This is a genomic window from Caenispirillum bisanense, assembly GCF_039523075.1.
Lineage (GTDB): Bacteria > Pseudomonadota > Alphaproteobacteria > Rhodospirillales > Rhodospirillaceae > Caenispirillum > Caenispirillum bisanense.
Map to the genome: position 1 here is coordinate 333370 of NZ_BAAAEP010000001.1, position 10346 is coordinate 343715.

Annotated in this window: 7 protein-coding genes; 4 read left to right on the forward strand and 3 right to left on the reverse strand. The window is 69.4% G+C overall.

Annotated elements, in window-relative coordinates:
- The first annotated feature begins 97 nt into the window (after positions 1–97).
- Both ABD056_RS01555 and ABD056_RS01560 read left to right on the forward strand, forming a co-directional pair.
- Positions 98–2053, forward strand: coding sequence for an ATP-binding protein (locus ABD056_RS01555; protein WP_343863732.1), 1956 nt, complete (start codon positions 98–100; stop codon positions 2051–2053).
- Positions 2054–2241: 188 nt separating this feature from the next.
- On the forward strand, positions 2242–2634 hold the full coding sequence (locus tag ABD056_RS01560; protein WP_343863733.1) for a GcrA family cell cycle regulator: 393 nt from the start codon (positions 2242–2244) through the stop codon (positions 2632–2634).
- Positions 2635–2656: 22 nt separating this feature from the next.
- Here the strand turns inward: ABD056_RS01560 and ABD056_RS01565 are convergent, their stop codons facing one another.
- Positions 2657–3856, reverse strand: a complete 1200-nt coding sequence (locus tag ABD056_RS01565) for a 3-phenylpropionate MFS transporter (RefSeq protein ID WP_343863734.1) — start codon at positions 3854–3856, stop codon at positions 2657–2659.
- A gap of 159 nt (positions 3857–4015) precedes the next feature.
- On the opposite strand from ABD056_RS01565, the gene ABD056_RS01570 reads away from it, so the two are divergent.
- Positions 4016–5665, forward strand: coding sequence for an acyl-CoA synthetase (locus ABD056_RS01570; RefSeq protein ID WP_343863735.1), 1650 nt, complete (start codon positions 4016–4018; stop codon positions 5663–5665).
- A 66-nt stretch (positions 5666–5731) separates the two neighbouring features.
- Here the strand turns inward: ABD056_RS01570 and ABD056_RS01575 are convergent, their stop codons facing one another.
- Entirely contained in the window at positions 5732–6628 is an 897-nt protein-coding gene (locus ABD056_RS01575) for a CAP domain-containing protein (RefSeq protein WP_343863736.1), read from the reverse strand.
- Positions 6629–6785: 157 nt separating this feature from the next.
- A complete protein-coding gene (locus ABD056_RS01580; RefSeq protein ID WP_343863737.1) occupies positions 6786–8450 on the reverse strand; it encodes an EAL domain-containing protein in 1665 nt (554 codons plus the stop codon).
- A 387-nt stretch (positions 8451–8837) separates the two neighbouring features.
- Here ABD056_RS01580 and nifA point away from each other — a divergent pair.
- Positions 8838–10346, forward strand: a 1509-nt coding sequence (nifA, locus tag ABD056_RS01585) for a nif-specific transcriptional activator NifA (RefSeq protein ID WP_343863739.1), incomplete at its 3' end; no start/stop codon positions are given.

A 10346-nucleotide genomic window follows, 5' to 3' on the forward strand; every position in this document is an offset into this window, starting at 1 on the left:
GTACTTCATATGGAAGGCTATTGCTGCATATGCGATGATGCACTGCCTGCGTATTCGCAGGTAATAAGCTACCGCTATTTGGATGCAGTACGTGAAGATGTTCCGCCCGCGTGCGCCGGTACTCCTGCTGGGGCTGGCGCTGATCATCGCGCTGATCGAGACCGTCATGCTGATGGCCCGCCACGAGATGGCCCGCCGCAGCCTCGACGATGCGCTGGCGGAACAGGGGCGCCATCTGCACGACAGCTTCGTCCTGATGCTCGACCAGCTGGAACAGACCATGCTGTCGACGGCGACCCTGGTGGCCGGCGATCCCGAGGTGCAGCAGCTGTTCCTGGCCGGGGCCCGCGCCGTGGCGGCGGAGGGGGGCGGTGCCGGCGGTGCCGAGGCCGCCCTGTGGCGCGACCGCCTGATGGACCGCGTCTCGCCGGCCTGGACGGAGGTGCAGGAACGCTTCAACGTCCGCCAGCTGCATTTCCACCTGGCACCCGGCAGCACCAGCTTCCTGCGCGTCCACCAGCCCGACCGCTTCGGCGACGACCTTGCCGCCGTGCGCCACTCCGTCGTGGCCGCCAACGCCACCGGAACGCCGCAGGCGGGGTTCGAGACCGGCCGCGTCTATTCCGGCCTGCGCGGCGTGGTGCCGGTGACGGCGACCGACCCGCTCACCGGCGCCAGCGTGCATGTCGGGGCGCTGGAGGCCGGCACGGCGCTGGATACCGTGGTCAACACCCTTGACCGCCGCCTGAACCACGGCGTCGCCGTACTGCTCGGCAAGGAGCATGTGGAAAAGTCCATGTTCGCCGACTTGGCGGCGCCTGTGCTGCAGACCGCCGGGCGCTGCGGCTGCGTGGTGGAGGCGGTGTCGCGGGACGGTCTGGCCGATGTGCTCGGCCGGGCGCTCGACGCCGGCGTGGCCCTCAAGACGCCGGGGACCCAGCTGCTGGAGTATGAGGGCGGCGCCGTCGCGCTCTCCCACTTCCCGCTGCGCGACTTCCGCGGCACCCGGGATGCCTCCCTGGCGCCGGTGGGCGCGGTGGTGTTCTGGAACGACGCCACCCCGCTGGTGGCCGCCTTCCGCGCCGACCGGCTGAAGGAGGTGGTGTTCGGCGTCGTCGCCTATGCGGTGGTGATGCTATCGGTGCTGGCGGCCTTCCACTTCGGGGCCCGCCGGTTCGACTCCCTGCTGGCGGCCAAGACGCGCGAACTGGCCGCCGCCAATGCCCTGCTGCACGATCAGTCGGCCAACCTGGAGCGGTCCAACCGCGAGTTGGAGCAGTTCGCCCATATCGTCTCCCACGACCTGCGGGAGCCGCTGCGGTCGGTGGTCAGCTTCCTCATGCTGGTGAAGCGCCGCGCCGGCGCGGCGGCCCTGGACGAGGATACCCGCCGCTTCATCGACTACGCCATCAGCGGCGGCGAGCGCATGTCGCGCATGGTGAGCGACCTGCTGGACCTGTCGCGGGTGCGTACCCGTGGCAGCGAGTTCCGTCCCGAGGCCAGCGCCGATCTGGTGGCCGAGGCGGTGCGCAACCTGACCATCGCCATCCAGGACGCCCATGCCGAGGTGGTGGTGACCGAGGGGGCGCCGCCGGTGCTGGGCGACCGCGGCCAGCTGGTGCGGCTGTTCCAGAACCTCATCGGCAATGCCCTCTCCTATCGCCGCCAGGGGCTACCGCCGGTGGTGCGGGTGGACTGGATGGAGCAGGGGCCGCTGGTGCGCTTCAGCATCATCGACAATGGCATCGGCATCCCACCGGAGTTCAGCGAGGCGGTGTTCCTGCCGTTCCGCCGCCTCAACCCCGGCGGCGGAGCCGAGGGCAGCGGCATCGGGCTGGCCATCTGCCGCAGCATCGTGGAGCGTCACGGCGGCAGCATCGTGGCCGAGCCGGCCCCCGACGGCGCCGGCGCCTGCCTCACCTTCACCCTGGTGCGCGCCACCCTGCCGGAGGCCGCGGCCGGCGGCGCGCCCGCCGCCGTGGCGGCTGGCGGGCGGGGTGACGCCGCCACCGACCCGGCGGACGGGATCGGACGGGCCGAGCAGGCGGCCTGACCCGGCCGGCGGCCGCAAGGGGTGGCCGGCGCGGGGAGCGGAAGGGGCAGGAACGGCGTCGCACCAACACCTTCCGGCGCGTGCTGCAGAATCTCCCTTACCGCTCGTTGCGCGGGATGCGCTTTGCGGCTACCATCCCCTGGGGCGACCGGTATTCGTTAAACGGATTTCTGCGAGGCTGGGGATCAATGGTCTGGAACGACGAGCGGATCGAGCTTCTCAAGAGCCTTTGGGCCGAGGGGCTGACCACCGGTGAAATCGGCAAGCGGCTGGGGGTATCGAAGAACGCGGTGGTGGGCAAGGCGCACCGCCTGGGTCTGAAGGGGCGGCCCTCGCCCATCAAACGCACCCGCAAGGCCGCCAAGCCCGAGGCGCCGGCCAAGAAGCCCGATCCGGTGCCGTCGCTGGTCGATCTGGCCGCCCACACCTGCCGCTGGCCCATCGGCGACCCGCGCGAGCCGGGCTTCCACTTCTGCGGCAAGCCGGCCCTGGCCGGCAAGCCCTACTGCGCCGAGCACGCGGCCATCGCCTACGTCACCTCCGGCAGCAGCAAGGCCTCCCGCGAGGAGGACGCCGCCTGAGGCGGCGGGCCTTCCGTCTCCCTTACTTCGACGTCACCGGCAGCCGTCCGCCAGTCCAGCGGGCGGCGAGCAGGCGCGCGACCGCCATGCCCGCCACGCTGAGGCCGGCCATGGCGGCGAAGGCGGCCGTGCCGCCGCCGGTTTCGAACAGGCGGCCGGTGAGGCCCATGGCGAGGCCCATGCCGGCGCCCAGCGCCACCGAGGAATAGATCGCCTGCACCCGCCCCGAACACTCCGGCGGCACGGCGCGGGCGATGAAGTGCATGGCCCCCAGGTGGATGGCGCCGAAGGTGAGCGCGTGCAGGGTCTGCACCGGCGCCACCAGCCACGGGCTGGTGGTGAGCGCCAGCACGCTCCACCGCAATGCTCCGCCGGCGCCGCCCAGCAGCAGCAGGCGGGCCGGGCCGAACCGCTCCACCACCCGGTTGCCGAAGGCGAACAGCACGATTTCCGCTACCACGCCGATGGCCCACAGCACGCCGATCAGCGCTTCCGACAGGCCGGCGGCGCGCCAGTGCAGGGTGGCGAAGCCGTAGTAGGCGGCGTGGCTGGCCTGCAGCAGCGCGGCGGCGGCCAGGAAGGTGATCACCGCCGGCTGCCGTAGCAGCGGTGCCAGCGGCGGCGGCGGGGCGTCGTCGGCGGCGCTGCGGGTGCGCACGTCGGGCAGCAGCACGCAGGCGCCGATGGTGAGCCCGAGGCCGCCGAGGATCGCCCACAGGATCACGTCCACCGGCAGGTCGAGCAGCAGCCGCCCGCCCAGCAGCGACCCGCCGATGAAGGTGAGCGACCCCCACAGCCGGATGCGACCGTAGTCGAGCCTCTTCTCATAAGCTGTTAGAAGAGTTACGTTTTCCCCCAGCGGCATGAGCGCCGCAAAGGCCGCCGTGCTGAGGATGCTGAGCACCAGCAGGGCCGCGAAGCCGTCGGCCACCGCGAACAGGGCATAGGCCAGCAGCGCCACCGTCGCCAGCACGATCATCGGCCCCCGCCGACGGCCGTAGACATCGACTGCGCGGCCGATGAGCGGGTTCGCCAGCACCTTGGCCCAGAACCCGACCGCCAGCAGGATGCCGATCTGCCCCGGCGTCACCTCCTGCGCCTGCAGCCACAGCGGCCAGTAGGGCAGCTGCACGCCCACGACGGTGAACAGGGCGGCATAGAACAGCGACAGGCGCGCGCCCGGCGGCAGGCGGAACGGCGACAGGGACGACAAGGCGGGCATGGTCCACCGGCGGCGGCAGGGCATCGCGCCCCAGGGGGCGAAAGGCCGCATCCTGCGCATTGCAGGCAGGTCTGGCAAGTGCGTGTTTCAGTTGTCGCCTTCGGGCCGACCGGGTAGCATCCGCAACGCTTTGACCCTCATCAGCGCAAGGAAGTTCCCATGTCCGCTGCCAGCCCCTATCTGCGTGATCTGGACAAGAACGCCGCCAACCATGTGGCGCTCACTCCGATCCAGTTCCTCGACCGCGCAGCCCAGGTCTGGCCGGATCGACCGTCGGTGATCCACGGTGCCCGCCGCTATACCTGGAAGGAGACCGCCACCCGCAGCCGCCGGCTGGCCTCCGCCCTGGCCAAGCGCGGCATCGGCTTCGGCGACACGGTGGCGGTGATGGCGGCCAACACGCCGGAGCTTTACGAGTGCCACTTCGGCATTCCCATGGTCGGCGCGGTGATCAATGCGCTCAACATCCGCCTGGACGCCGAGGCGCTGGCCTTCATCCTCGACCACGGCGAGGCCAAGCTGCTGATTACCGACCGCGAGTTCAGCCGCACCATGAAGGACGCGCTGGCGAAGCTCGGCCGCAGCATCCCGGTCATCGACATCGACGACCCCGAGGCCGGCGGCATCGGCGAGCTGATCGGCGAGAAGGATTACGAGGCGCTGCTGGCCGAGGGCGAGGAGACCTTCGAGTGGCGCTGGCCGGAGGATGAGTGGGAGGCGGTCGCGCTCAACTACACCTCGGGCACCACGGGCAACCCCAAGGGTGTCGTCTATCACCACCGTGGGGCCTATCTCAACGCCATGTCCAACGTGGTGACCTGGGGCATGCCCTACCACGCCACGTACCTGTGGACGCTGCCCATGTTCCACTGCAACGGCTGGTGCTTCCCCTGGACGCTGCCGATCATCGGCGGCACCAGCGTGTGCCTGCGGCGCGTGTCCGCCAAGACCATCTTCGACGCCATCGCCGACGAGAAGGTTACCCACTTCTGCGGCGCGCCCATCGTGCTCGGCTTCCTCATCAACGCCAAGGCGGCCGACAAGCGGCAGTTCGACCACAAGGTCAACGTCATGACCGCCGCCGCCCCGCCGCCGGCCAGCGTGCTGGAGGCCATGCAGCGCGACGGCTTCAACGTCACCCACGTCTACGGCCTCACCGAGTCCTACGGCCCGGCCACCGTCTGCGTGTGGAAGGACGAATGGAGCGACCTGCCGGCCGACGAGCAGGCCCGCCTGAAGTCCCGGCAGGGCGTGCGCTATGTGGTGCAGGAAGGCCTGACGGTCATGAACCCGGAGACCATGCAGGAAACCCCGCCCGACGGCGAGACCATCGGCGAGGTGATGATGCGCGGCAACATCGTCATGAAGGGCTACCTGAAGAACCCCAAGGCGAGCGCCGAGGCCTTCGCCGGCGGCTGGTTCCACACCGGCGACCTGGGCGTCATGCACCCCGACGGCTACATCCAACTGAAGGACCGCTCCAAGGACATCATCATCTCCGGCGGCGAGAACATCTCCTCCATCGAGGTCGAAGGCGTGCTGCACAAGCACCCGGCGGTCAACATGGCGGCGGTGGTCGCCAAGCCCGATGCCAAGTGGGGCGAAACGCCGCTGGCCTATGTGGAGCTGAAGGACGGCACCACCGCCACCGCCGAGGAACTGATCGCCTTCTGCCGCGAGCATCTCGCCCATTACAAGTGCCCGCGCGAGGTGCAGTTCATCGAGCTGCCGAAGACCTCCACCGGCAAGATCCAGAAGTTCGTCCTGCGCGACATGGCGAAGAAGGCGGCCGGCGACGTGCCGCAGTAATCCGCTGCCGCGTGAAGAGTGAAGGCGAGGGGCGGTGCCGGCGCGGCCGGTGCCGCCCTTCGTCCGTCAGCCGCCGGCCAGGATGGCGATGGCCACCTTGCGGCCGCTGCCGTCGGCGGCAACGGCGAAGGCGAGGTGGGTGAAGCGCCGGTCGGTGAGGGTATCGCGGTAGCGGCCGCTCTCCAGCCACTGGTCGACGAAGCGGTCCACATCCTCCGCCGTCGCCGCCACGCCGCAGCCGCCGCAGCGCCCGGCGACCACCGAAAAGCTCCGCCAGCTGCCGCGCCGCTCCGCCGGCACCAGGGCGGTGGGGTCGGCGAGCAGCGACTGCAGGTCGGCGTCGCCCAGGTCTTCGGCCGGCAGGGCGTCCGCCAGCGCGGCGGTGAGGTCGGGAGCCGCCTCCAGCGTCGGGGTGCCGGCCTCCTGGCGCAGGGTGTTGACCCGCTCCACCGCCGCCTGGGCCAGATCGGGCGCGGCCAGTTCCTCGCCGCCGGTTTCGCCGGGGCCGGCGAAGGTCTGCACGGCGAACAGGCCGCCGCCGCCCTCGCCGCCGTCACTGTCGCCGGCCGCCAGTCCGAAGCCGAAGTGGGTCTTGCCGGCGTCCAGGATGTTGCGGCGATGGCCAGGGCTTTCCATCCAGCCGGTGTGCAGCTGTTGCAGGCGGGCGCGATCCACGGCCGGCGGACAGCCGTCGCAGCGGGCGATGTTCTCCGCCACGCCCTTGGCGGTGGTGCCGCCGGCCGCCAGGTAGCGATCCATGACCGTGTCGCCTTCGGGCGAGCGATGGGCATAGTAGTCGCGCCGCAGCATGTCCTCGGCATGGGCCTGGGCGGCCTCGGCCAGGGGCGGCGTGGTGGACAGCGGCGGCAGGTCATGCTCGGCGCGGGAGGCGTTGACCAGCTCCAGCGCCGTGGCGCGGGCGGCGTCCAGGTCCAGCCCGTCCTGCTGCGCCACGGCGGCCACGGACGCCGCTGCCAGCAGGGTGGTCGCCAGAAGGGTCCGGATCGCTGCCCGAGCGGTTGCCTTAGCCGTTGCCATCTTCATGGTTCCGTCGTTCCCTGTGCCGATGCCGTCTCCTACGGCACCAACACCGGCGGCCGGGGCAGGGGTTGCGAGCGGATCAGGGGGCGGTGACGACGCGCTGGCTGGTACGGCTCGGCTGGTTCACCAGGTTGAAGCGCGACACGTCCGGCGACGGCTTGCCGAAGAACCAGCCCTGGCCGTAGCCGATGCCCAGTTCGCGCAGCAGCCACATGGTGTCGGCATCCTCCACCATCTCGCCGATGCACTGCATGCCAAGGTCGCGGGCAAGGCCGGCGATGGCGCGCAGGAAGGGGCGGCCGTGGCGGGTGTGGAAGGCATCGCGGATGTAGCTGCCGTCGATCTTCACATAGTCCACTTCCAGCGCCTTCAGGTAGGGGAAGGCGGCGGCGCCGGCGCCGAAGTCGTCGATGCACACCGGGCAGCCCAGGTGGCGCATCTTGCGCAGCACCTGGTTGGCGCGGGCGAGGTCGTGCATCTCGTGGCTTTCCGTCACCTCGAACATCAGGCGCGGCATCAGGTGTTCGTCGGCGTGCAGCATCTTGAACAGGTCGGCGCAGAAACGGTCGCTGGCCACCGACCGGCCGGACAGGTTGACGGCGATCTTGGCGCCGGAGCGGATGCCGCGGTTTTCCCGCAGGATGGTCAGCGCCCGCTGCATCACCGCCATGTCCATTTCCTCGACCACGCCGAATTCCTCGGCGAAACCGATGAGGCGGGCAGGGGGGATCAGCCGTTCGCCGTTGTCGATGCGGGCCAGGGCCTCGTAATGATGGACCTGCCAGGTGGCGAGGTCGACGATGGGCTGGAACACCAGCATCAGGTTCTGGCCGACGGCGCGGCGGAAGGTGGCGACCTTGCCCAGCGTCTCCTCCATCGCCGCCTTGTAGCCCTGGCTGATGGAGCCGAGATCGCGCCCGACCGTGTCGCCGCGCACGAAGGAGTTGATGGTGTAGACCAGCGCCTTCGACAGATCCTCGTCCGACAGGTCGCCGCCGTCCACCTGCACCGTCGCCGCCTTCAGGTCGATGGGCGCGGCCGAGGGGTCGAACACCGCCAGCATGTCGTTGACCTTGCGGGAGATGTCGTCCTGCTTCAGGCCGCCGTCGTGCAGCACGCCGAGGGAGCCGTTCTCCAGCCGCCCGACGCCGTCGCCGCCGACGGACCACGCGCGCAGGTAGTCCATCACCGAGTCCATGAACTGCTCGGCGCGGTCGGCCGGCAGGTCGCCCAGCTTGTCGGGGGTGAGGTCGAGCAGGGTGAGCTGAGCGTCATCCGCCTCGCCGCCGCGGATCTTGTCCTTCACCTTGGCGGCGAAGCTGTCCACCGCCATGGGGGCCTTCGCCACCTCCGGCACGCCGAGCGCCGCCAGGCCCTTGATGTGGGTGAGGGTGATGTAGGTGGCGTCCGGCGTCTCGGGCAGCAGGATGGCCGACAGGCTGAGGCGCTGCTCGCCGCCCGGACCCTGGAAATACAGCGGGATGCGGTCCAGCCGGCCGGTGCGACGCAGGCGCAGCAACAGCTCGTCCAGCATCAGCATGTCGCGGTCGGCGATCAGGTCGTGGATGGGAGTTCCCTTCAGCGTCTTCGGCGCCTGGCCGAACATCTGCTCCACCGTGCCGGCGCAATAGCTGACGCTGGCATCCTCGTCCAGTTCCAGCAGCACGTCGTTGCCGGCGAAGGCGAAGGCGATGAACCGCGACCGTTGCGCACGCAGCCGCTCGATCTCGGATTCTGACGACATGGACACCCCTCTATCCTGCAGGCCGCCCCCAGCCCGCTGCTTGCTCGGTTCTCCGACGCCCTTCGATCCTGCGCGGGAAGTGATCAAAAGGCAAGGGGCCGCGGCTTTTGGGAGGATGAACCGCGCCCTTGGTATTGCAGCCCACGAAGACATCGTAGTAATCGGGGTGCCGTGCGTCGCGAGGGTTGTTTTGCCGCTGGCGTCGGGCCCAAACAGTGCAAGGACAGACCCCTTGTTTTACCGCCGGTTGAACTTTGGCGGCGCAGTATACGCCCACCCTGCGATGGGATAAGGCTACATGCACAAAGTGTCTGGTTGCTGCATCGCACACAAGTCTCATATACTGTCGCAGTGGTTGGCGAAGGGCCGTTCGGGAGGGTGGGGCGGATGAAGCACGATGCCACCGGCGGAGACGCACTGTCCCTCATAAGTATTTATGAGATCAGCAAGATTCTCGGGTCCTCGCTGGATCTGGAGAAATCGCTGCATGACGTGCTGAACCTGCTGAGTTCCTATCTGCAGATGCGCCGGGGCATCATTGCCCTGCGGCGGCAGAAGACGGCGCCCGTGCGCATCGTCGCCGCCTCCGGCCTGTCGCGGCAGGCGCTGCAGAACGGCCTGTGCCAGTTCCCGCCTGTCGTCATCGACCGGGTTCTGGGCTCCGGCGTGCCCATGGTGGTCGGCAACGCGGTGGATGATCCGGCCTTTGCCGAGTACCTGTCGCACGCCGACGCGGAAGCCGGCGACGTCATCTCCATCATCGCGGTGCCCATCAAGATCAACGGCGAGTCGCAGGGCATGCTGTCGATCGAGCGGGAATGGGAGACCGACGTCCACTTCAAGTTCGAGTCGGATGTCCGCTTCCTCACCATGGTCGCCAACCTAGTCGGCCAGACCATCCGCCTGCACGACACGGTGGCCAGCGACCGCGAACTGCTGATGGCGGAAAAGACGAAGCTTGAGAAGCGCTTGCGCGAAGGCGTTGATGCCGCGCAGGAAGAATTGGCGATCGGCAACATCATCGGCGACAGCGCCGCCATGCGCCGGGTCTTCGCCGAGATCCAGCAGGTGGCGCCCACCCGCTCCACCGTCCTGCTGCGCGGCGAGAGCGGCACTGGCAAGGAACTGATCGCCCGCGCCGTCCACTACCTCAGCCCGCGCAGCGAGAAGCCCTTCGTCAAGGTCAACTGCGCGGCGCTGCCGGAAACGCTGCTGGAATCCGAACTGTTCGGCCACGAGAAGGGCGCCTTCACCGGCGCCACCCAGGAACGCAAGGGGCGGTTCGAGCAGGCCTCCGGCGGCACCCTGTTCCTGGACGAGATCGGCGAGATTTCCCCCTCCTTCCAGGCCAAGCTGCTGCGCGTGCTGCAGGAAGGCGAGTTCGAGCGGGTCGGCGGCACCCGCACCCTGAAGGTGGACGTGCGCCTCGTCTGCGCCACCAACAAGAACCTGGAAGAGGCGGTCGCCAAGGGCGACTTCCGCGCCGACCTTTATTACCGCATCAACGTGGTGCCGGTGTTCCTGCCGGCCCTGCGCGAGCGCAAGGACGACATCCCGCCGCTGGTGCAGCACTTCCTCGCCCGCTTCAACGAGGAAAACGGCCGCGCCCTGGCCATGGCGCCGGAGGTGATGCAGGTGTTCCAGTCCTGCTACTTCCCCGGCAACGTCCGCGAGCTGGAGAACTGCGTCAACCGCGTCGCCACCATGACCCGCGGCGAGGTCATCCGCGACATCGATCTGCCGTGCCAGCGCAACCTGTGCCTGTCGTCGGTGCTGTGGCAGCACCGATCCGATGACGACCGCCCCATCGGCGGGCTGGGGGCACCGCCGCCGGTGCAGGAGCGCGTGCGGGCCGCCGTCGGCGCGCCGCCGCCGCCGCCGCCGGCCGCCCCCCGA